The sequence below is a fragment of the Marinomonas ostreistagni genome (assembly GCF_016461785.1).
In the GTDB taxonomy this organism is placed as follows: domain Bacteria; phylum Pseudomonadota; class Gammaproteobacteria; order Pseudomonadales; family Marinomonadaceae; genus Marinomonas; species Marinomonas ostreistagni_A.
The window spans coordinates 153,143-174,820 of sequence record NZ_JAEMUH010000004.1; the positions used below are offsets into that span (position 1 = coordinate 153,143).

19 protein-coding genes are annotated in these 21,678 nt (G+C 45.1%); 9 read left to right on the forward strand and 10 right to left on the reverse strand.

Features of this window, described 5'->3' with window-relative positions; all coding sequences use genetic code 11:
• Positions 1-4 precede the first annotated feature (4 nt).
• From JHD44_RS05180 to JHD44_RS05190, 3 genes are all read right to left on the reverse strand, one after another.
• Entirely contained in the window at positions 5-1,465 is a 1,461-nt protein-coding gene (locus JHD44_RS05180; protein WP_199461702.1) for a diguanylate cyclase domain-containing protein, read from the reverse strand.
• A gap of 169 nt (positions 1,466-1,634) precedes the next feature.
• Positions 1,635-3,443 (reverse strand): sodium-extruding oxaloacetate decarboxylase subunit alpha, encoded by a 1,809-nt coding sequence (gene oadA / locus JHD44_RS05185; protein ID WP_199461703.1) that lies wholly within the window; start codon positions 3,441-3,443, stop codon positions 1,635-1,637.
• A 23-nt stretch (positions 3,444-3,466) separates the two neighbouring features.
• The gene (locus tag JHD44_RS05190) at positions 3,467-4,882 is read right to left on the reverse strand and encodes an acetyl-CoA carboxylase biotin carboxylase subunit (protein ID WP_199461704.1); all 1,416 of its coding nucleotides are present in this window, start codon (positions 4,880-4,882) and stop codon (positions 3,467-3,469) included.
• 141 nt (positions 4,883-5,023) lie between these two features.
• Between JHD44_RS05190 and JHD44_RS05195 the strand changes: the two genes are divergently transcribed.
• Positions 5,024-5,968: a LysR family transcriptional regulator gene (locus JHD44_RS05195; protein ID WP_199461705.1), complete on the forward strand. Its 945-nt coding sequence runs from the start codon at positions 5,024-5,026 to the stop codon at positions 5,966-5,968.
• A 3-nt stretch (positions 5,969-5,971) separates the two neighbouring features.
• Here the strand turns inward: JHD44_RS05195 and JHD44_RS05200 are convergent, their stop codons facing one another.
• Positions 5,972-7,471 carry a glycoside hydrolase gene (locus tag JHD44_RS05200; RefSeq protein WP_199461706.1) on the reverse strand — a complete coding sequence of 500 codons (1,500 nt, stop codon included), beginning with the start codon at positions 7,469-7,471 and terminating at the stop codon, positions 5,972-5,974.
• Positions 7,472-7,666: 195 nt separating this feature from the next.
• On the opposite strand from JHD44_RS05200, the gene JHD44_RS05205 reads away from it, so the two are divergent.
• The gene (locus JHD44_RS05205; protein WP_325097048.1) at positions 7,667-8,983 is read left to right on the forward strand and encodes a DUF3422 domain-containing protein; all 1,317 of its coding nucleotides are present in this window, start codon (positions 7,667-7,669) and stop codon (positions 8,981-8,983) included.
• A gap of 84 nt (positions 8,984-9,067) precedes the next feature.
• On the opposite strand, the gene JHD44_RS05210 is transcribed toward JHD44_RS05205, so the two are convergent.
• Both JHD44_RS05210 and JHD44_RS05215 read right to left on the reverse strand, forming a co-directional pair.
• Positions 9,068-9,490 (reverse strand): DUF3010 family protein, encoded by a 423-nt coding sequence (locus JHD44_RS05210; protein WP_199461707.1) that lies wholly within the window; start codon positions 9,488-9,490, stop codon positions 9,068-9,070.
• 52 nt (positions 9,491-9,542) lie between these two features.
• Positions 9,543-10,010 carry an Lrp/AsnC family transcriptional regulator gene (locus tag JHD44_RS05215; protein ID WP_199461708.1) on the reverse strand — a complete coding sequence of 156 codons (468 nt, stop codon included), beginning with the start codon at positions 10,008-10,010 and terminating at the stop codon, positions 9,543-9,545.
• A 139-nt stretch (positions 10,011-10,149) separates the two neighbouring features.
• On the opposite strand from JHD44_RS05215, the gene JHD44_RS05220 reads away from it, so the two are divergent.
• The 3 genes from JHD44_RS05220 to JHD44_RS05230 all read left to right on the forward strand — a co-directional run bounded on the left by JHD44_RS05220 (position 10,150) and on the right by JHD44_RS05230 (position 13,406).
• The gene (locus tag JHD44_RS05220) at positions 10,150-11,193 is read left to right on the forward strand and encodes a PLP-dependent cysteine synthase family protein (protein WP_199461709.1); all 1,044 of its coding nucleotides are present in this window, start codon (positions 10,150-10,152) and stop codon (positions 11,191-11,193) included.
• Between the two features lie 111 nt (positions 11,194-11,304).
• A complete protein-coding gene (locus JHD44_RS05225; protein ID WP_199461710.1) occupies positions 11,305-11,919 on the forward strand; it encodes an SCO family protein in 615 nt (204 codons plus the stop codon).
• Positions 11,916-13,406 (forward strand): methyl-accepting chemotaxis protein, encoded by a 1,491-nt coding sequence (locus JHD44_RS05230; RefSeq protein WP_199461711.1) that lies wholly within the window; start codon positions 11,916-11,918, stop codon positions 13,404-13,406. Before JHD44_RS05225 ends, JHD44_RS05230 begins: the two co-directional genes overlap by 4 nt.
• A gap of 63 nt (positions 13,407-13,469) precedes the next feature.
• Here JHD44_RS05230 and JHD44_RS05235 read toward each other — a convergent pair whose 3' ends face one another.
• Entirely contained in the window at positions 13,470-14,213 is a 744-nt protein-coding gene (locus JHD44_RS05235; RefSeq protein ID WP_199461712.1) for a class I SAM-dependent DNA methyltransferase, read from the reverse strand.
• A 95-nt stretch (positions 14,214-14,308) separates the two neighbouring features.
• Here JHD44_RS05235 and JHD44_RS05240 point away from each other — a divergent pair, with 95 nt between their 5' ends.
• Positions 14,309-14,611: an antibiotic biosynthesis monooxygenase family protein gene (locus JHD44_RS05240; RefSeq protein WP_199461713.1), complete on the forward strand. Its 303-nt coding sequence runs from the start codon at positions 14,309-14,311 to the stop codon at positions 14,609-14,611.
• Between the two features lie 19 nt (positions 14,612-14,630).
• Here the strand turns inward: JHD44_RS05240 and JHD44_RS05245 are convergent, their stop codons facing one another.
• Positions 14,631-14,810 (reverse strand): hypothetical protein, encoded by a 180-nt coding sequence (locus JHD44_RS05245; protein WP_199461714.1) that lies wholly within the window; start codon positions 14,808-14,810, stop codon positions 14,631-14,633.
• A gap of 284 nt (positions 14,811-15,094) precedes the next feature.
• On the opposite strand from JHD44_RS05245, the gene JHD44_RS05250 reads away from it, so the two are divergent.
• Complete coding sequence (locus tag JHD44_RS05250) at positions 15,095-16,144, forward strand: NAD(P)-dependent alcohol dehydrogenase (protein WP_199461715.1); 1,050 nt, start codon at positions 15,095-15,097, stop codon at positions 16,142-16,144.
• Between the two features lie 118 nt (positions 16,145-16,262).
• Positions 16,263-17,162, forward strand: coding sequence for an AraC family transcriptional regulator (locus JHD44_RS05255; protein ID WP_199461716.1), 900 nt, complete (start codon positions 16,263-16,265; stop codon positions 17,160-17,162).
• Between the two features lie 9 nt (positions 17,163-17,171).
• Here JHD44_RS05255 and JHD44_RS05260 read toward each other — a convergent pair whose 3' ends face one another.
• The gene (locus tag JHD44_RS05260) at positions 17,172-18,578 is read right to left on the reverse strand and encodes a sigma-54-dependent transcriptional regulator (protein WP_199461717.1); all 1,407 of its coding nucleotides are present in this window, start codon (positions 18,576-18,578) and stop codon (positions 17,172-17,174) included.
• A 23-nt stretch (positions 18,579-18,601) separates the two neighbouring features.
• Positions 18,602-20,281 carry a transporter substrate-binding domain-containing protein gene (locus JHD44_RS05265; RefSeq protein WP_199461718.1) on the reverse strand — a complete coding sequence of 560 codons (1,680 nt, stop codon included), beginning with the start codon at positions 20,279-20,281 and terminating at the stop codon, positions 18,602-18,604.
• Between the two features lie 364 nt (positions 20,282-20,645).
• Here JHD44_RS05265 and JHD44_RS05270 point away from each other — a divergent pair, with 364 nt between their 5' ends.
• Positions 20,646-21,614, forward strand: a complete 969-nt coding sequence (locus JHD44_RS05270) for a TAXI family TRAP transporter solute-binding subunit (protein ID WP_199461719.1) — start codon at positions 20,646-20,648, stop codon at positions 21,612-21,614.
• Positions 21,615-21,678: the final 64 nt, after the last annotated feature.

Here is a 21,678-nt window from a genome sequence, read left to right on the forward strand (position 1 = left end):
GTGCTTACTTAAGATGAAGTAACTTGATTGAGATATTTTCTGTTGATGACTTTGCTTCATACATAGCTTCATCTGCGGTGGATACTAGACGATTTAAGCTATCGTAATGACCACGGAAGGTCACTATGCCGATACTCGCATAAATGTTTAAGGTATCTGATTCGATATAAAATGGCTGTTTTAATACTTCGGCAATGGTTTGGGCCAAAACAATAGCTTTTTCCTCGTCGTCTAAATGCTGTTGCAGGACTAAAAACTCGTCGCCTCCAAATCGAGCAATATGGCAGGTATCAGTTACCAGTGCTTGTAATCGAAAGCCGACTTCTTTTAAAACCGCATCGCCCTTATGGTGACCAAAGTTATCATTGATTATTTTAAAATTGTTTAGGTCAATAAACATTAAAGCAAATAAGTGTTCTTTGTTTGCGAGTTTATTCTGTCTATTAAAATGATCTTCAAATGCAAGTCGGTTATCTAGCCCAGTTAATGAGTCTTTATAAGCTAACGTCGAAAGTGAGTTTCTTTCTTGCAATTCATAGCTGGCATCTTCTAGTCGCCAAACAATAATCTTTTCTCCGTCTTGTTGCACTGTTGTTTGCTCGGTCTTAATTATTGCTCGGTTGAGTGCAATCGCGGAAAGTTGATAGTACTTATCATGCTTAGGGTGGGGTTCGACAAGATCTTTGAGTTTATGTTGTTTGATTGATTCAAAGTCAACGCCTATTAATTGTATAAAGCGCGGATTTGCTTTAAGAATGCTGCCTTCTTCTGAAGTAAACACCATCGCTGCAGGCATATCATTGAGCAAAGCATCTACGACTGATTTTTCTTTTTCTAAGGTTTTTAACTTCAGTCGGTATAGAAGAAAGGCCGCGAGGAAATTCAGCATGCCAAGCATTAAGGCAACGGTTTGAAGAAGACGTATCTGGCCAGTTTCATAGCGTGCTTGTTGTTCTATTGCCAATGCCAGATCATTCATTAAATTTAAAATGATGTGATTGCTCTGCAAGAAGGCCTGATTTAATTCAACAAATAGGGTAGGGGTTGGTGACGCAATATATTGCAAGGCTGTTTCGCGCAACGGTAGCCATATTCCCCATGTTTCTTCTACGATATTGTAGTAGCTACGTTCATGAATAGCGTCGAGAGTGACAAGTTGATTATTGGTATCAATAGTAGAACCACCAATGCGAAAGGCGCTTAGTGTTCGATCAAATAGGTTGACGGTCTGAGTGAACTGGCTGAGCTGAGCTTTATTTGCAGCGCCTGGTGGCGCGTATAGGAATTCTTTTACCATCTTTTGGGAAAGCATGCGTTGGCGGCCGGCTAAATTGAGTTCAATGGTTTGCGTTTGAATTCTTTGTGTTAACCATATGTTCATACCTAGGGCCAGTCCGTCAAATACAAAAAACAAAACCACTGCATAAGTAAGAAATGGGTTTGCTTTGTTTGTTATCCAGCGCATTAATTCATCTCCATTCGAACGATCGCTGCCTAATGTGAGGCTTCTGTTTGTTCAGCATTAACGCGATAGAGGGACCATCAATGCTTGCTTATTAATAATAGAATGTAAGCAATAAACTGGCCAAAAAAAAGGGGACCAAAGGTCCCCTAAATGAACAACACACTATAAGTTAGTGCGGAACTATTTCGATTAGGGTTTCGCCAGGTGTAACGCGATCCCCTTTTGTGACATGAACCCCTGCTACTTTGCCTGCAATAGGGGCTTGGATTTCGGTTTCCATTTTCATCGCTTCTGTGATGAGTAATGCTTGGCCTGCGGTGACCTCATCGCCTACGTTTACCAGTACATCCACAATGTTGCCTGGCATCGCTGTCGTAATGTCGCCTGGACCTGATGCTTTGCCGCGTTTGTTACCAGAGGCAGCACCGCCGTCGTATTCATTCAGTGACTCGAATAGTACTTCTTCTGGCATGCCATCAAGCGTTAGGTAAATGTGACGCTTGCCTGAGTTGTCGCCACCGACACCGGTGATTTCAACTTGGTATGTTTCACCATGTACATCGATCTTGAATTCCGTCGAGACACTTGCTGAAGCCTTTGTTGTCCCAGCTGCGGCGATAGGTTCCAGTGCTTCTGGGACCAAAGTCCCGGCTTCACGTTGTTCTAGGAACTGCTTGCCGATGTCTTGAAACATAGCGTAGGTCAGAACGTCTTCTTCAGACTTAGCCAACTCACCGATGTCTTTACGCAAACGCTCCATTTCAGCACCTAGTGCGTCCGCAGGGCGCCCCTCAATAGGCTGTTCAGAACCGATGGCTTTGGTTCTTACTTCTGGATTCACCGCCGCTGGTGGATGTCCGTAGCCACCTTGTAGATAGCGTTTCACTTCATTGGTGATGGTCTTGTAGCGCTCTCCAGCCAAGATGTTCATCACGGCTTGGGTTCCGACGATCTGTGAAGTTGGGGTTACAAGGGGAGGGAACCCCAAATCTTCACGGACGCGTGGAATTTCTGCGAATACATCACGAATGCGATCCAGTGCTTGCTGCTCTTTTAGTTGGTTGGCAAGATTAGACATCATGCCGCCCGGTACTTGGTTGATCTGTACGGAAACGTCTTCTTTGGTGAACTCGCTTTCAAATTGGTGATACTTCTTACGCACCTCTTTGAAGTAATCAGCGATTTCGGTCAGTAATTCTAGGTCTAAGCCTGTGTCCCATTGCGTGCCTTTAAGGGCGGCAACTTGCGACTCAGTTGCTGGGTGGCTGGTGCCAGATGCAAACGATGAAATAGCTGTATCAATGTGTTCTGCACCCGCTTCGATGGCTTTTAGCTGACACAGTGGTGCTAGGCCCGCAGTCGAGTGGCTGTGTACGAACAGTGGCAGATCAATGTGGGCTTTGATCGCTTTTACTAAGTCGTATGTCGCATAAGGTGTCAGCAGACCTGCCATGTCTTTGATGGCAATGGAGTCTGCACCCATTTCTTTTAGGGCTTGAGCTTGCTCTACAAACAGATCCAGAGTGTGTACTGGGCTGGTGGTATAACAGATCGTGCCTTGTGCGTGTTTACCTGCTTTTTTAACCGCTTTGATAGCCGTTTCTAGGTTGCGAAGGTCATTTAAGGCGTCGAAAACACGGAATACGTCGATGCCATTTTCTGCAGCTTTAGCAACAAACGCTTCGACGACATCATCTGCGTAATGGCGGTAGCCGAGTAGATTTTGTCCGCGCAGCAGCATTTGTAAGCGAGTATTTGGTAGTGCCTGACGAAGTTGACGTAGGCGCTCCCATGGATCTTCTTTTAGAAAGCGGACGCAGGCGTCGAACGTCGCGCCACCCCAAACTTCAAGGGACCAGAACCCCACAGCGTCCAGCTTGTCACAAATAGGAAGCATATCTTCGGTACGCATACGCGTGGCAATCAAAGACTGGTGTGCATCCCTTAAGATGACGTCTGTTACCTGTACTTTGCTCATTGGTTTTTCTCCTTGTTCTCTTTCTAAACGGCTGCGTGTGCAGCGATGGCTGCTGCGATGGCGAGGGCAATCTCGCTTGGCGCGCGTTTGTCAGAGTAATTCAATAGCTCAGGGTGATTCGGTACGAAGCTGGTGTTGAAGTGGCCGCTTCTGAACTCTTCATTTTTCAAAATTTCTTGGTAGTAGTTGGCGGTGGTTTTGACGCCTTGCACGCGCATATCGGCTAGTGCGCGAGCGCCACGGTCCAACGCATCTTCCCAATTCAATGCCCAGACCACTAACTTCAGACACATGGAGTCAAAGTACGGTGGAATGGTGTAACCAGTGTAAATTGCCGTATCGGTTCGAACGCCAGGGCCACCTGGTGCGTAGTAGCGTGTAATACGACCAAAGCTCGGTAAGAAACTGTTCTTTGGGTCTTCCGCATTGATTCGAAACTGCAGGGCAAAACCACGGTATGAAATGTCTTCTTGGCGGTAGCTCAACGGTAAGCCCGAGGCCACACGAATTTGTTCACGAACAATGTCGACACCAGTAATTTGCTCGGTAATGGTGTGCTCAACCTGTACGCGGGTATTCATCTCCATAAAGTAGATGTCATTGCCCGTGACAAGGAACTCAACTGTTCCAGCATTTTCATAGCCCACTGCTTTAGCGGCTTTCACTGCAAGCTCACCAACGTAAGAACGTTGCTCAGGTGTAAGCTGAGGGCTCGGGGCGATCTCGATTAGCTTTTGGTTACGGCGCTGAATAGAGCAATCGCGTTCGTATAGGTGAATCGCTTCGCCTTGGCTGTCTGCTAAAATCTGTACCTCGATGTGTTTAGGGTCGACGATACATTTTTCTAAAAATACTTCGGCGGAACCAAACGCTTTGGTTGCTTCAGAAATAACGCGCGGGTATTGGTCGCGTAATTCTTTTTCGCTGTCACAGCGACGGATACCGCGTCCGCCACCACCAGATGTGGCTTTTAGCATCACTGGGTAGCCAATATCGTGAGCCAGCAGTACGGCTTCATCAATATTCGCAAGATTGTCTTCAGAGCCTGGTGTCACAGGGACACCGGCTGCGATCATACTTTTTCGAGCTTGTGTTTTATCGCCCATTTTTGCGATGACATCGGCCTTTGGTCCAATGAATGTAATGCCACGCTCTTGGCAGATTTGAGCAAACTCAGCATTCTCAGAAAGAAAGCCGTAGCCTGGGTGAATGGCATCACAGCCTGTTTCCACTGCAAGGTTTACAATGCGTCGAGCATCAAGGTAGCCAGCCAATGGGTCTTCGCCCAGGCTATAAGCCTCATCGGCACGCTTAACATGCAGTGCGTGGCGGTCTGGCTCCGTGAAAATTGCTACCGAGCGAATGCCCATTTCGGCACATGCACGAACGATACGTACGGCAATTTCTCCACGGTTAGCAATCAATATTTTCTTCAGCATTTTCCTCTCCATGTGCTCAAATCAAGCATGGCAATTACAGTATTCTAAAGTTACAAAAATAAATAATTGATATTTTTTTGGTAAACCATAAGTAATAGCTTATAGTTAATTGAAAATGATTAGATTTCATAAGGTTGGGTGATGATTTATACACTTGGACAGCTTTTAAATAGGCTCACATTTCGTCAATTGCAGGTGTTTCAGGTGGTTTTTCATAAGCTAAGCTACTCGAAAGCCGCTGAAGAATTGGGATTAACCCAGCCAGCGGTCAGTGCGCAAATGAAGCAATTAGAAGCAGCGCTTGGACAGCCAATGTTTGATTATGTGGGCAAGCAGTTGTATGTCACGCCCGCTGGAGCGCAACTCGAAAAAGTGGTGCGGGAGATTTTCAGCGATTTAGAGACGCTGCAAATGAACTTGTATCAACTAGAAGGGAAGCTTCGTGGAGAGCTACGTTTATGTGTGATCAGCTCGGCTGAAATCATCGTGCCGTATTTGCTGAAAGGGTTTCTAGAGAAATTCCCTGAAGTGGAGGTTAGGGTAACTGTGTTGAACCGAACCAATGCAACCGATCGCTTGTTGCAAAACCAAGACGATATTGTCATTACAGGTATTGTTCCCGATACGCGTTTGCTCAGTCGACAACCTTTCTACGACAACTTACTGGTGCCTGTTGTTAAAGCGGGGCACTCACTGCTGGAGCAGAATGATGTCTCGGCGCAAGCGTTTTTTGATGCTGGCTTTTTGCAGCGAGAGGTGGGGTCTGGTTCTCGAGCGGCGATAGAGGGTTTTTGTAAGTCCCAACGCATTCAATTCACACCAGTGCTTGAGTTTGGTTCTAACGAGTCTGTGAAACATGGCGTGATAGCTGGACTAGGTGTGGCGTTATTGCCCTTTGCCAATGTCATATCAGAATTAAAAACTGGCGTGTTAGTGATGCCGACGATCAAAGGCTTCCCGATCAAACGAAGCTGGTGTGCCGTGTATCCTAGTAGCAAGCAACCGACTCCGGTGATGCAGGCATTTCTCGATCATCTTCGAGATGAAGGTGATAAGTGTCTTTCAGAAGAGTTTCGTTACCCGTAAGCGTTAAAACAGATCTTCGCCAAAATGATGATCGGTTATGCTCTCATCATCGGTAAACGTCCAAAAATTGATGCTAAATGGAGCGATAACATCAAGTTTTGGTAACTTGGGGAAGTCTTTTAAGCGAACTTTGCCTTTACGAAACTTGGGAATGACGCCATTGATCAAGACCTTCTTGCTGGTTAGTTTATCGGCGGTTAATTCAAAGCGCTTTTTTGGTGAACCAAAAGATTGAAACTTCAAACGATGGGGCTTATTGGTCATGTTAATGATCAGTAAAGTCATGCGATTGGATTTGTGTCCGCCGTGACAGTAGACGATTAACTCTGGGTTTTGACTGCTAACGGAGTAAACCTGCTGCCCCATTAAGCGTTTCCACAGCCAGCTAACCCAAAAATCTGGATTAGGTTTTAGGCTTTCTCGTTGCAATAATCCGTAATCACCCCCGATGAGAGACTGCCTAATCATGACTTTTTGTCCGAGTTTTGCACCTCTGCCTAGTTGATCTGCCCACCAAAAACAGGAAGCAAAACGATCCGATAATTTCGGTTGTCCTCCGCATTGAGCAGAGCCAGATTCACCGGTCCAAAGTTCCGCTTGTGGCTGAAATGCGCGACGATAGTTTTCTAATTGCTTGGAATACACTTCAAAGTCTTTGAGTGATCGAGGATCAAGTAATCGTTCTACACGAGCGCTGCGCGTGCGAATAGGTGATCGTTGACTCTGGAAAGGGTAATAATGCCAGTCGACAATATCTAGCTGCCCATTCAGCTCCTCCAGAAAAGCGGGTGTAATGTTGGACAGGAACTTAATGGTTTCCCCTAAAAAGGGCCAAAAGGCACTGCCAGGACCCGCGATGCGACTTTGTGGACTGAGCAAACGAACTTGATTAATGAAGCGCTGGTAATCTAGTACCAACTGCTTGGCTCGCGGTTGAGCACTGAGTCCATGGAAAGCCCAGTAGGCGTTTAACTCATTGCCCAATTCACATACATCAATATTTACTCCCCGCTGTTGTGTGTATTGCAGCAGAGCCGCGCAGTCGGCACCGTTCCAGTTGCCGTGTTGTTTGCGATCAAATGCACCATATTTAAAGGTGAACATGAATTTCAGCTCATGCTCTTTAATGAATTGAATTAGTCGATTCCAAATTGCTTCACTGAGCTCAGGCTCTTTCTCATTGGGAAGTTCTTGGGAACAAAAATAATGAATGGTGTCAGCCTCTGAACCGCCCACTCTTAAATAAGCAGGGGATAAATGTTTGACGTATTGACTAAGTTTGGGGTGATCCAAAGGTAATGGCGGCACGCGTACTGTGCCAAGCCCTCGACTGGAACGATCGCTACCTTCCCACCACTGACCACCAATGATTAGAGAGATATCAATGGAGAAAGACAGATAGCGCTCGTCAACTTGATGCACTGGAGTTGATTGTTCTAGCTTTATCGTATTGATAGGGCGAGCACGTGAAGTAGTGGCGCGTCGAAATAGAGTGTAAGCCATGATGATCTCCAAACAGAGAAGCCAGTTTGCCGAGAATGTATGACAAGCTTGTGACGTCTATAATAAGGAGGTGATAAACAATATTCATAACAACATTAGAAAAACTCACCTGAGCATCAGACTTGTCTGTTGCATTAATAAGTAATTCGGCCAATGATTTAGGTCCCCCTAAACAGAATAACAAAGAGAGCTGAAGTGAACCCTGTCGTCAATCCTTATGGATTAACCATGCACGCGCAACGTGATGCGCTCTATGCGGAGTTACATTCCCGTCCTTTCCAAGTCATTTCCAGTACTGCAAGAGTGAGCTATCTAGCGGTCATGATGAATGGCGAGCAAAAGAAGCAAGACTTCCAGCACTTTATCGGTTTGTATCAACGCTACGGTGTCGTGCCGCCAGCGCAAGATTCTGTGTGTCTTGAAGTCAGTTTCGGAGACGTCCGGATTCGCCGTGAGGCCCATCTAGAATTCATCTCTTACACCATTATTAACGAAGGTGCACCATTTCTAGCGGACCCGTTTGCTAATAATGGTTTAAGCTGTTTGCCTAAAGATTGGGTGGGAGGCATGGTTGGAACGGTGGTTTCAGCTTTCCATGTCGCCATTGAAGACGCGAGACAGCAACCAGAACCTGAATTGGCACAAGTGAAATCTTACTTTGAGGGAATGCGCTTAGTGGGCAGCCGACCTCAAAATGGTGATGCTCAAGTTTGGACGACTTTTCAGGTACACAGCGATGGTTGTGGTCGTACTTTGATTTATAACCGTAATATGAGTGACAGTCAGCTCGGTCGTATGGTGCAGCGCTTAATTGAGATTGAATCATATCGTCTGTTTGCTTTGCTGGGGTTGCCAATGGCTCGTTATTACAATCAGCGTTTGGCTAATATGGACCAAAAACTGGCTGACTTAACCGCGCAGCTTGCCGAGACGAAAGACGAAATTGATGAGCAAGAAGTGCTAGAGCAAATTATTGATATGGCAGCTTGGGTGGAAGCGGCTCGAGCTAAGACCACGTTTCGGTTTAGCGCAACGTCTGCCTACCACGACTTAGTGTTAAAGCGACTTGCTGAATTAAAAGAAGATGAAGTGTCGGGGCATTTAACCATTACCGAATTTATGACCCGTCGTTTAACGCCAGCGGTGCGAACCTGTAAAGCGACCAGTGAGCACTTAGAAAATCTTTCTCGACGAATTGACCGAGTATCAGACATGATGCGCACTCGTGTTGAAATGTCTATTCAATCACAAAATCAACATTTGCTTGCTTCTATGGATCGTCGTTCAAAAATTCAACTGGCCATGCAACATACGGTTGAAGGCCTGTCTGTAGCCGCCATTTCCTATTACAGCATTGGCTTGTTGAAATATTTGATTGAAGCCGCTTACGACAATGGAGCGCCCATTAATAAAAGCCTAGCGGTTGGGATAACGGTGCCACTGGTAATTGGTGGGGTTTGGTGGGCGACTCGCCGTATTCACAAGCGTTTTCTTAAATTGGCAAAAGAGTAGTCGACGGCTTTCGTGCGCTAGTGGTTTTCTATAAATCAGTAACAGCTCTGTTATTCGTATGATGACAGAGCTGTTTTGTTTGAGTTAGCGGCTTAAAGCTGCGTAGGCTACTTGGAAAGCACCTTCTTGAAATGCGCGTAGACCTGTTTCTGAAAAAGCAATTGGGATCGGGTTTTCTTTGATGATTTCTTTCATGGTGGCATTATTAATAAGTTCAACGTTCAAGCCTTCGATTAGTTGAACCGCTGCTTCAATTTTGAAGCCAACAGCACCGCCTGCAAACTTACCTTTGGTTGGCCGCTCGCGAATGATCGCTTGCTCAACTTTATAATCCTCAAACAGCTTTTTCAGTGTAAATTGAAATTTACGCACAGCCTCGGCATCGTTCGGGTGCTGCAAAGCGTGGCGCACTTGGCGGCAGTCAGGAAGCTGAAAAAAACCATCTTCTTTTGATAGAAGGCATAAGATAATTTCGCTGCCTTTGATTTCGATACCACATGTGATCATAGCTAATGTCCTAGTACTTAGTGTGTGGCCATTATGCCATATCTGCATTCATTTATAACGAGTCCTTCATAATTGGCAGACGAGTGGTGTATTTGATTTCTTCCATGGCAAAACTTGAGGACACATCCGTAAGACCGTCGATGTCTTTAATTAACGTTTTGTAGAACAGATCAAAAGCATGAATGTCTTTAGTGACAACTCTTAACAAGTAGTCCCATTCTCCAGACATGCGGTAGCAGTTTACGACCTCATCAAAGGCCATGATGTGCTCAGAAAACCGAGTGAGCCATTCATTATCATGCCGCATGGTTTTTATGTGAACGAATACAGAGATGCCCAATTGGATCTTACTACCATCCAATAACGCTACTCGGGACTTGATGATGCCATCTTCTTCCAAGCGTTTGATGCGCTTCCAGCAAGGGGTAGTTGACAGGTTAACCCGTTCAGCAATGTCTTGAATGGATACCGTACAATCACGCTGCAACATATCAAGAATAATAAGATCTACTTTATCCATGAAAAATATTTCTCATTAATGGCTTATGAAAAGAATTATTTTCTAAATTATGTGGTTTCTGGGAATGAAATAGCAACTCATTTTTTTCTCAGCGATATACAGTATAAGCCATTCGCTATAACGCTTTGGAGGTTGAAAAATGAGTTGGATTGGTGATGCGATCGATAAAATTAATGCTGACTATCAGCGCTCTTCAGATACCCACTTGATCAAATTGGAAGGTTTGGAGTTTGATGGGATTGATATTTATTTAAAAGATGAGAGCACTCACCCCACGGGAAGTCTAAAGCATCGCTTAGCTCGTTCTTTGTTTTTATATGCGCTGTGTAACGGCAAGATAAAACAAGGCACGACCATCGTCGAGGCCTCATCTGGAAGTACTGCGGTGTCAGAGGCGTATTTTGCACGAATGTTAGGGCTGCCTTTCATTGCCGTTATGCCAAGCTCTACTGCCCAAAGCAAAATCCGTCAAATAGAGCTTTACGGCGGCCAGTGTCATTTTGTTTCTTGTGCAACCTTGATGCATGACGAAGCTATTCGTGTGGCACAACAAACTGGCGGCTATTTTATGGATCAATTTCTTTACGCTGAAAGAGCAACAGACTGGCGCGGAAGTAATAACATTGCCGAGAGTATGTTTGGACAAATGGCGCTTGAGCCGCACCCTGTTCCTCATACGGTTATCATGGGAGCTGGAACCGGTGGAACGTCTGCCACAATTGGTCGATACATTCGCTACAAAGGTTTAAGTACCCAATTAGTTGTGGTGGATCCAGAGTTTTCGGCATTTTATGAAGGCTTTCATTCACGTGATCATGCCGTCAAAATAAATCGAGGCAGTCGTATAGAAGGGATTGGCCGCCCACAAGTGGAAGCTTCTTTTCAGCCCGATGTCATTGACGATGTGTGGAAGGTGCCAGATGCCGCAAGCGTTGCAACCATTCATTGGTTGTATCAATTAACGGGCCGTAAGGCAGGCCCTTCAACGGGAACCAATTTATGGGGTGCATTGCAGGTAGCTGAATCTATGAGGCAGCAGGGTCAGAAGGGGTCAATCATCACACTGATGTGTGATGCAGGAGAAAGGTATTCAGATACGTATTACGATTTAGATTGGGTTGAGCGCACAATAGGCCGTATCGATCCATTTAAGGAGAAGTTATTTGACTTAAGACAAAGTTAGTTTGAGGGTAGGCTTTCATAAACACTACGATAAAGTATAAAAACATTACAGTTCACTGTATTAAATTGTCTTAAACTCAATCTAGTTTATGACCTAATCTTGAGCAGTAGTATGTTTAAAAAAACACCGCTTTGGTTACGTACTCTAATTGTTTCAGGGGTGGTTCTTTCTGCTTTTCCCTTAGCGATTATCGCGTCTAGTTATGCTAACCAAGGTTATGGTTTGTCTATTAATAGAGACGACTCACTTAATTTCTCATGGCTAGATACCAAGGGGTTCTCCCACAGCTTTAATGAGATAGATGCCGATGCGGTTTATCTAATGTTTGGTTTTTTCTCATGCTCTGATATCTGTCCAGTTCGCGTTCATCAATTACAGCAACTTAGTGAAAAACTTGATCAAGAAAACGCTTTGCGTGATGTGAAGTTTTTGATGGTAACGATAGACCCTTTTAATGAGCCAGCAGAGCTTCGAGAACGCTATTTCAATGCATTATCAAATCGCTTTGTAAGTGCAGAACTGTCCCCAGAAATCCTCAAACAGGTGCAGTCTGAGTTAGGGGAGCGAGTTCGTTATTTGAATGGTTCGCCATCTCATGCTGGGTATCTATATTTATTCAACCACGAAAAGAAGCTTATGAAGGTTTACTCTCAATTGTCTTACCCAAAGGGTGCTTTATACAGCGATCTAATAACCATAGAACAATCTAGTCAGGAGCGACTATGACCGATTCACTACTATTAAGGCGTGATACATTTATTTTTAGAGTATTGCTCGCTCAAGTGCCTATTTTATTTTTATCAGGAATGATGGGAGCACAATTAACCACTTTTTCTGTTATTGCTGCATTGATGATTGGTGTGGTGACTTGTATTGCGTATTTCTCACTCAGAGGTACCGCTGCATTTGGTGTGTTAGCCGCAGTCATTATGATGAGCGTGTCGGGGCTTCTGGTTCAGACACAACTTGGCTTAATTGAGATGCACTTTCATATTTTTGCAACCATCGTAGTGTTCTTAATTTATGAGCGTTGGCAGCCATTTGTTGCTGGTTTATTGACCGTTGCAGCCCATCATTTGCTTTTGACTTATTGGCAATTAAACGGCGGTTCCGTGATGGGGATGCCAATTATTGCTTTTGCAGGTGACTGTTCATGGGGGATTACATTCCTACACGCACTGTTTGCAGCAGCTGAAACTGGCATTCTTATTTATATGGCTGCACTGATGCGCGGGGAGTCTAGTGCTAATCGACGTATTGCTGAAGTGATTGATACGGTTTCCATGAACAAAGACTTCTCGGTGAGACTGCCTGATGCGAAAGGTGTCTCTGAGTCAGCACTAAATGCGATGCTGGAAGAACTAAGTACTCAATTCAAGGATTATAAACGTATTGCTGATCGCTTATCTGAGACTTCAGCAAGTATTCAGAATATCAGTGCGAGCACAATTGAGACGAGCCAAACGCAAAGTCAAACAACGGCTCATCTTGAATCAGAAACTAATAAAATGATGGGGCAGGTAGAAGATACCGCCGCGCATTGTTCTCATGCAGCGGAGCTTGCCTCAGAAGTTGAAGCATCGAGTGACGCTGATAAACGTGATGCAGATTTGGTTGTATCTGACATGAAGTTACTAGAAAAAGACACTACTGCGGCGGTGCATTCTTTAAGTGAACTGACTAAAGAGGTGGCCTCGATTACCTCAGCTTTAGATGCTATTCGAGGTATCTCTGAGCAAACAAACTTGCTTGCTTTAAATGCTGCTATTGAGGCTGCACGTGCTGGTGAGTCAGGCCGAGGGTTTGCGGTAGTTGCGGATGAGGTGCGAGCTTTAGCCCAGCGTAGTGGTGAGTCTACAGATGAGATTGAACAGATTGTTGATCGTCTAAATGTCAGTATGCAAAAAGCCGTAGAATCGATGGATTCTGGGCGATCAAGAACGATTGAAAACGTATCAAAAGTAGAAGGTATCGCTACTCGAATTTCAAGTCGTGCGTCGCAGGTAAGCCAAGTATCCCGATTGAATAATGATGCGGCTGAAGAGACACGCAGTCAGGCATCAATGTTGACTGAAGTGGACCGACAGCTGGTTGCAAACTGCCGCACATTGCAGGAGCTGGCAAGTGAAATAGAAAAAGTTTCAAGCTTGGCGACTCAGTTAGGAGACATTGCTCAAGATTACGAGCGTAAAGCCAGCTTATTTAAGGTCTAAAAACTTATCGACTATTAATCGCCGTTAAAAGGGGAGCTTGCAAACAGATTCCCCTTTTTTTGTTTAGCGTTTTATACAAACAAAAATAGCATTGCCAGTTTGGTTGCTCCAAGCATTTAGTTTGTCGTAGTCGTGCTCGAAAATATGTACTTCAAAATGCTGTTCTAGCAGCGCACTTAGTTGGTTGAAATCTACTGCGACCATAGTGTGGCTGTCTTGCCAGACTTCGACTTGATCCCCTGAAGTCTTCTGTACACTCAGACGCAGCCGTTGTTGTGAGCCGTGCCCTTGATAAAACCATCCTGAGCGGAAGTCAAAGCGACTATCTTCTGAATATACAGAATGTGCCGTAGACGATTGATTGTTAATAAAGCGCTTATCGACAGCGTTAAAACAAAACACTCCGCCAGGTGTCAAGGCATTATTAACCGCTTCTATACAAAGAGATAAGGGTTCTAAATCCCCGCAATAATGTATTGAATATAAGAAGCAGGTAATTAAGTCGACAGGTTGATCAACTTCGAAGCTGCACATATTTTGCAGGCTGAAGTTAGCCTCAGGACAGCGTATCTTTGCTTTATCCAGCATCGGTTGGTTAAGGTCCAGCCCTTGGCTTAGATAACCTGCATCCAAAAAGTGACGGATATGAGGGCCGGTGCCGCAGGCGAGGTCTAAGTGCTGAGTGCCGCCATTGCCAAACATTCGGTTTAGTCGGGCAATAGAATCACTTTGTGCTTGATAATTAATGTCCGCACACATCAAATCATAGTAGGCTGACAAGTCAGTATAGAGAACAGTTTCAGACATGGCGTCAGCTCTGTAAGATAAAAAGGTGCGCCATACTAGTCTTGCTTCGAATAGAAAGCGAGAAAAAATTCGCTATAAACACTATGGGAGTATTTATGTTTATTGCAATGAATCGATTTAAGATCAAACTGGGTTGTGAGCAAGAGTTTATCGATATTTGGAAAGGGCGAGATTCCTACCTAAACGAAGTGCCTGGCTTTAAAACATTTAACTTATTAAAAGGTCCGACAACAGAAGAATATACGCTGTTTTCCTCTCATGCTACTTGGGAATCTAAAGAGGCGTTTGAAGCCTGGACTAAGTCTGAAGCATTTCGAAAAGCGCACGCCAATGCAGGCAGTCGACGTGACATCTATCTCGGGCACCCACAACTCGAATGCTTTGAAGCGGTTCTATAGGCTCTATTTAATCTGACGTTTAACAGGCAAAATATTGTAAGTCGACTAGGGTTTGCATGGCTTTAAAATATTGTTGGTAGTGATTCACCGCTAAATCCTGAGCAGTGCTTGATAGTGACAGTATTCCTATAAGCACTGCCGTTGCAACGATGAGAAAGCATTTCTTCGCTCCGAAGCGGCTAAAATGTTTCGTTTGCATTGTGTGCCCTCGAAATTAGGATGGTGGGTAAATGCTCAGACTAGCGAGCTTTGTCTACCAGTATAATTGAGGGGCTTGCATTAGGCGAGAGCCCTTTATTCTTTCGTGTTATCGCTTTGCAGAACATTCGTGTAACGAATGTGCCAATAATGGGGACTTCAGTGTCGTTGTAGTTTTGTGCAAGTGTTATGGAGCATTAGGCATGCATCATTGACGGTCTGCACCGTATGATTTTTATCACTGAGTTCAATCAAGATCCATTTGATATAAATTAGAGGTGTTATATGAAAACGGTCGGTTATGCAGCGCATTCAAGTGAAGCCAATATGGTGCCTTACCATTTTGAGCGACGTGAACTTCGCTCAAATGATGTGGCGATAGAAATTCTATATTCTGGTGTTTGTCACTCTGACTTGCACACCGTGAATGGTGACTGGGGGCCACAACCTTATCCACTTGTACCAGGTCATGAGATTGTGGGGGTTGTGCAATCTGTCGGTGCGGATGTCACTCAATATAAGGTGGGCGATCAAGTTGCGGTGGGTTGTATGGTAGACAGCTGCCAAGAATGTGATCAATGCCATAATCATGAAGAACAATACTGCCGTGAAGGTATGACAGGTACGTATGGTTTCCCTGATCGCATTTCGGGTGAAACCACGCAAGGTGGGTACTCTAAGCATATCGTAGTACGTGAAGAGTTCGTATTGCGTATCCCAGAAGGCATGGATTTATCTAAATCTGCACCGATTTTGTGTGCAGGTATCACCACTTATTCACCACTTCGTACGTGGGGTGTAAAGGAAGGTTCTCGTGTTGGTGTGATCGGTCTAGGTGGCCTTGGTCATATGGCGGTTAAGCTAGCCGTAGCGATGGGAGCTGATGTAACGGTGATGAGTCGTTCGACTAAAAAAGAAACGGAAGCAAAAGCGCTTGGTGCAAAAGGTATACTGGCGTCCACTGACGAGGAAGCTATGACTGCGGCCGCGAACGCTTTTGATCTGATCATTGATACGGTTCCTACGGCGCATGACATCAATGCTTACACACCGCTGCTGGATGTGGATGGCTCTCTTGTGATTGTTGGGCAAGTCGGTCCAACTGGCGAACTGAATAGCATGCCAATGATCTTTGGTCGTCGTCGAGTGGCTGGCTCACTGATTGGTGGCATTGCGGAAACGCAGGAGGTGTTGGATTTTTGTGCAAAACATAACATCTATCCTGAATGCGAGATGATTCAAATGGATCAGATCAACGAAGCCTTCAAACGCTTGGAGCAGGGTGAAATGGCACATCGCTTTGTCATTGATATGTCATCATTAGACGTTGCATAAACTCTGTATTCTGCATAAGAAATAAGATGGGCGCGTAGGCTGACAGAGTTTTTATGTTGGTCTACGCGACGCTTTTATATAGATTGTTTTCAGTTACCCGTTAGAACAGGCCACTTTGATGGAACCACGAGATACCTCCCCCAATGAACATGTGCAATCACTAACAGCGCTACTTGGTGAAGTGGTGACCTATGATGGTTTTTTTGAGATCGTAGAAGGATTTGTTAACGTCACTCGGGCGACTAAAACAGGAAAAGAGCAGACCCATTTATTTGCGCAGCCAAGTATTTGCATCGTCCCGCAAGGGGCAAAAGTCTTTTCTGTTATGCAAGATGATCTCTCCTATGTGGAAGATCACACCAATATGGTGGTGTATTCTGCCGAAGTGCCGATCAGTTTTGCAATTTCTCAGGCATCCACTGCCGAACCTTATTATTGCTTGATGATTCCGCTGCTCTCTGATCGTATTCGAGACCTCAGCGCGAGAATTTTTACGCAAGGTATGCCTCGTTCTGAGAACCTTAAAGCGGTTTACATAAACGACTTAGACGTCAATATTGTCAAAACTTCTATACGATTATTTGAAGTGATCAAACAGCAGCAAGCCATAGACCTGCTGGTACCACATTTAATTGATGAGATTTTGATGCGCTTGTTGCTGAGTCCAATGGGCGCTTCGATTGCGCAGCTCGGTGTCGCCGATTCTCACGCCGAAAAAGTGGTGCGAGCCATTACTTGGATTAAGCAGAATTACTTTGAAACGATGACGGTGGCTGACTTGGCGCAGCGATCCGGAATGAGCGTGTCATCCTTCCACACTCATTTTAAGTCCATTACGTCGATGAGTCCGCTGCAATACCAAAAAATGGTGCGCTTACAACAAGCAAGAACACTGCTGAAAAGTCGCATTCGAGATGTCAGCAGTGCTGCTTATGAAGTGGGGTATACCAGCACTTCACAATTCAGTCGTGAATATTCTAGAGCGTTTGGTGTCGCGCCCAGCCGCGATATTTTGTAATCGATTCGGCTAATCTTCACTGTCTTCTTTCATGTTTTTCAAGCGCTTGCTCAACGCAGGCTGAGAAATCCCTAGCATGCGTGCTGCCAAAGACTGATTCTGATTAGCACGGTTCATGGCTTCTTCCACCAACAGTTTGCTTAATTGGGTCAGTGTCGGCAAAGGCTGATCCTCTGGGAAGCGCACGCTTCGCTCAAATACATCCACCTGATTGCCGCCTACTAAGGTTTGGAAAACACTAACATTCAGTTCATCTTGGCTACTTTGGCTAACAGCATCGTACACCAAGGCTCGCAACTCACGTACGTTGCCTGGGAAGGGGTAGTGTTGTAATTGCAGTGCTAGATTGGTTGGGATTGCCAAATAGTCTTTTTGCAGCTCGTCACAGGCTTGGCGCATGAAGTGATCGAGCAATAGTGGCAAGTCATTCAAGCGCTCACGTAAAGGTGGGATATTCACCATGTGCGTGCGCAGTCGATAATACAAGTCCTTGCGGAAGGTGCCTTGCTGTTGTTGCTCTGCTAAGTTTTGATGGGTAGCGACCACCACACGCGCTTGAATACGTTTCGGGCGGTCACTGCCAATGGGGTAGTATTCGCCTTCTTGCAGTAGGCGCAGTAATTTGACTTGAGAAGAAGCGCTTAAATCACCAATTTCATCTAGAAATAGGGTGCCACCAGCGGCACTTTCCACCAGACCTTGGCGCGCTTTATCGGCTCCGGTAAAGGCGCCTCGGGCGTGACCAAACAAGGTATCGGAAAAAATATTATCATCAAGGCCTGCAACGTTAACGGTGACCAAAGGGCCATTGCGTCCACTTAAATTATGAATAGCGCCTGCAATCAGCTCTTTGCCCACACCGCTTTCCCCTGTAATCAAAACGGGCTGCGCACTGACTGCAATGGACTCCAGATATCGAAAGGTGGAGATCATGCCAGGGTCAGCAGTGACAAAGTTTGCAAACTGAGCCGCCATATTCAGTTCATTGGATAACAGTTGGGCTCTTAAGGCTTGGTTCTCAAGGCTTAATTCTTGGGTGTGAATGGCGCGTTTAATGGATTCAAGGATCTGCTCTTGATCAGCGGTTTTGACGATGTAATCGAATGCGCCTTGCTTGACGCAATTCACCGCTGCATCGACTTGATTCAAACCACTGAAAATAATAACGCTTACAGCTGGGTACTCTTCTTTAAACCAAGCGAGCAACTCCTGCCCAGAGATAACAGGCATAGTTAGATCCAGCAACACTAAACCGATGCTGTGTTCAGACATAATCTGCTGAACCTGATGTGGCTCAGAACAGGTAACAATGTTATTGAGCCCATAACGCTCTAGTGTCAGCGACATGCTTCGTAGGAAGGATGGCTCATCGTCCACAAGTAGAATTTTAAATGGTGGGTAGGCAGATGGGTTCAAAATGACTCCTCTCAAGTAAACTGCTAAGGCAATACTGGAAAACTAGCGATGGCGACCGTTCCTTTGCCTACGCTTGACTCAAAAGATAATCGCCCTTTATGGGCTTTTACGATACCAGCAGATACGGATAATCCCAGTCCTGTTCCACCGGTTTCACGCTTGGTGGTAAAGAAAGGATCCGTTAGCCTTGGTAAAGCTTGTTGATCAATTCCACACCCTTGGTCTTCCACGGCCAAGAGTAGCTCTGATTGGTCAGGGTTTAATGACGTTGAGATAGTCAAAGCTTGAGTCTTATTTTCTAGAGCATCGCAGGCATTAAGCACTAAGTTGATAATGACTTGCTCCAATCGCTGTGGATTCCCTAGGATTTTCGGGTTTCTAGGGTCCAGATGTAGTGTAAAGTCCTCCGTCGCATTGCGCAGGGACTTATCAACTAAGCGTACTGCAGTTTCAACAACTTGGTTGATATTAACCTCTTGCCAGATTTCATCCGGTTGCTCTCGAGCGAAGTCTTTCAAATCATTAACAATGTTTCGGATACGGTCTGTGCTATGTTGCATTTCATCCAATAAATAAGGGATTTCTGCTTTGAGGCGTTGATAAGACAGTCCGCCTAAAGAAAGCCCTGCGTGTTCTTGTTCAACCTCATCTAAGTAGGGTAAGGCATCCTCCCAAGCACTGCGCAGGATAGGGAGGTTCAGCATAAGCAGACCGGTTGGGTTGTTGATTTCATGGGCAACTCCTGATACGAGTACACCAAGAGACGCCATTTTATCGGCTTGGATCAGCTGCTCCTGCTGCGCTTTGATTTGTTCGGAGCGACGCTCTACCTCTTTTCTCAACATGCTATTCCAGACCATGATTCCTCCCAGAATAAACAGTAAAGCTAAGATCGTATAGAACGCGTATTGCCCCAGCTTTTTCCACTGGGTTTTAGATTGATCCAGAGTGCCAAACCACTTGTTGTAGATTTCCTGCTGGCGCCCCGTATTTTTTAAAATGGCCAATCCTTCACTAAACAGCGCCATCAGGTCTTCATTTACTGGTAGAGCACCGTAGCTTAGCCTTTGACCTGCTACGGGCCTGGCAATTGGTTCTAGATTACTGAGTCCCATTTCTTGGCTGAGGTACAAGCTAGGAGAGTTTGCAGTCAATGCAAAGTCGTGTTTTCCAGAGGCCAGTAAACGTAACGCTGCCGAATGCGTCGGCGCTGGGATGATGGTGATTTCAGGGAAGTTTTGCTTCAGATATTCGTGCATGATACTGGCGTTCTGGACAATAACTTCATAACCACTGACCTCAGAAATGTCATCTACATGAGGTCCATCTTTACGCGCAAATAATGACTGACTAACGATAGAGTGAGGAGAAGAAAAGAAAATATGCTTGGCGCGCTCTTCTGAATAAGCAATGTTCTGTAGAACATCGTAGGTTCCATCTAATAACCCTGTATAAGCACTTTGCCAATCAGTCATGGTGAGGTCGATGTCTAGGCCCATGGTTTCTGCAATGGCGTATGTTAGTTCAACGGTATATCCCGCAGGCTGTCCTTCTTCGTCTAAAAACTCGTAAGGGGGGTAATTATAGTCTGCGGCAATATGCACTACCCGTTTAGGTGTATTGCTGAGTGTTGTTCGTGTTTCTGCATGAGCAAAAGAAACGCTAACTAATACCGTCATCAACCAGAGAATGAACGTTCTCATTGTATGTTTAATCTACAAAATTGGAGGAAGAGTGCATCTTAACGACTCTTCTAAGGGATGAGAAGAGGCGGAAGAATAACATGATTTTTATGTCTTATAACTTAAGTTATAGCTATAAGAAAGGTTATATGTCACTGGTTTGCCCCTTTAAAAATGGGCTTTTTAGCGATTCTGAGAGAGTTATTCATTGAAGAGTATAACTATTGTTATAGTCCGTAAGGTGCTAAAAATCACCTTTTTAAATTAAAAAATCTATATTAATCATTGGTTTAGGTTGTTTTTTCGAAATTGGCATCGTATTTGCCATAGATGTCCTTGTTTTGACAATTTGATAACAAAAAAATGACACAACGAGGAATTTTCAATGAAGAAAGCAATCTTTAAGACAGCGATCGCGACGGCTTTTGCCGCAGCTACAACGGTATCTATGGCGGCTGAAACTCAGTTCATTTCTATCGGTACTGGCGGTGTAACAGGTGTTTACTACCCAGCGGGTGGCTCTATCTGTCGTATGATCAACAAAGACCGTAAAGAGCACGGCATTCGCTGTTCTGTAGAGTCCACTGGCGGTTCTGGTTACAACGTAAACAGCATTCGCGCGGGCGAGCTTGAGTTCGGTGTAGCGCAGTCTGACGTTCAAGCTGCAGCAATTGCAGGCAAAGGCCAGTTTGAAGGTAACCCATTCCCAGAATTGCGCTCTGTATTCTCTCTTCACCCAGAGCCTATTCACCTAATGGCTCGTGCTGACTCTGGCATTAAGTCGTTTGACGACCTTAAAGGTAAGCGCGTTAACATCGGTAACCCAGGTTCCGGTAACCGTTCAATGATGGAACTTCTAATGTCTGAGAAAGGTTGGACAACAGAAGATTTCGCATTTGCTGCTGAGCTTAAATCTTCAGAAATGTCTCAAGCACTATGTGACGACAAGTTTGATGTGACTATCTTCGTTGCGGGTCTACCAAACGGTTCTGCGCAAGAAGCAACGACCACTTGTGACGTGCGTATGATTCCATTAACAGACGACGCTTCATTAAGCGTTCAGAAGAAACACAGCGAATTCTCTCAGGCTGTGATTCCTGGTGGTATGTACAACGGCAACCCAAATGACGTGGTTACCTTTGGTCCAAAAGCAACCATCGTAACGTCTAGCAACGTGTCTGATGAAGTGGTTTACCAAATGACAAAAGCGGTATTTGAAAACTTCGATTCTTTCAAACGTCTACACCCTGCATTTGCACCACTACAACCCGTTGAAATGGTTCACTCTTCTCTTGTAGCACCTCTACACCCTGGTGCTGAGAAGTACTACCGTGAGCAAGGCCTACTTAAATAATCCCTACCATTATTAAGTAGTCTGCCATGTGAAAGCGCCAGCCAAATGGTTGGCGCTTTCTTCT

Excerpts from the sequence above, each read along its gene's own strand:
- JHD44_RS05190 (WP_199461704.1), bottom strand. The coding sequence starts at position 4,882 with ATGCTGAAGAAAATATTGATTGCTAACCGTGGAGAAATTGCCGTACGT.
- JHD44_RS05215 (WP_199461708.1), bottom strand. The coding sequence starts at position 10,010 with ATGGATAAAGTAGATCTTATTATTCTTGATATGTTGCAGCGTGATTGT.
- JHD44_RS05195 (WP_199461705.1), top strand. The coding sequence starts at position 5,024 with ATGATTTATACACTTGGACAGCTTTTAAATAGGCTCACATTTCGTCAA.
- JHD44_RS05265 (WP_199461718.1), bottom strand. The coding sequence starts at position 20,281 with ATGAGAACGTTCATTCTCTGGTTGATGACGGTATTAGTTAGCGTTTCT.
- oadA (WP_199461703.1), bottom strand. The coding sequence starts at position 3,443 with ATGAGCAAAGTACAGGTAACAGACGTCATCTTAAGGGATGCACACCAG.
- JHD44_RS05250 (WP_199461715.1), top strand. The coding sequence starts at position 15,095 with ATGAAAACGGTCGGTTATGCAGCGCATTCAAGTGAAGCCAATATGGTG.
- JHD44_RS05245 (WP_199461714.1), bottom strand. The coding sequence starts at position 14,810 with ATGCAAACGAAACATTTTAGCCGCTTCGGAGCGAAGAAATGCTTTCTC.
- JHD44_RS05180 (WP_199461702.1), bottom strand. The coding sequence starts at position 1,465 with ATGCGCTGGATAACAAACAAAGCAAACCCATTTCTTACTTATGCAGTG.
- JHD44_RS05255 (WP_199461716.1), top strand. The coding sequence starts at position 16,263 with ATGGAACCACGAGATACCTCCCCCAATGAACATGTGCAATCACTAACA.
- JHD44_RS05200 (WP_199461706.1), bottom strand. The coding sequence starts at position 7,471 with ATGGCTTACACTCTATTTCGACGCGCCACTACTTCACGTGCTCGCCCT.
- JHD44_RS05210 (WP_199461707.1), bottom strand. The coding sequence starts at position 9,490 with ATGATCACATGTGGTATCGAAATCAAAGGCAGCGAAATTATCTTATGC.
- JHD44_RS05270 (WP_199461719.1), top strand. The coding sequence starts at position 20,646 with ATGAAGAAAGCAATCTTTAAGACAGCGATCGCGACGGCTTTTGCCGCA.
- JHD44_RS05240 (WP_199461713.1), top strand. The coding sequence starts at position 14,309 with ATGTTTATTGCAATGAATCGATTTAAGATCAAACTGGGTTGTGAGCAA.
- JHD44_RS05230 (WP_199461711.1), top strand. The coding sequence starts at position 11,916 with ATGACCGATTCACTACTATTAAGGCGTGATACATTTATTTTTAGAGTA.
- JHD44_RS05225 (WP_199461710.1), top strand. The coding sequence starts at position 11,305 with ATGTTTAAAAAAACACCGCTTTGGTTACGTACTCTAATTGTTTCAGGG.
- JHD44_RS05235 (WP_199461712.1), bottom strand. The coding sequence starts at position 14,213 with ATGTCTGAAACTGTTCTCTATACTGACTTGTCAGCCTACTATGATTTG.
- JHD44_RS05220 (WP_199461709.1), top strand. The coding sequence starts at position 10,150 with ATGAGTTGGATTGGTGATGCGATCGATAAAATTAATGCTGACTATCAG.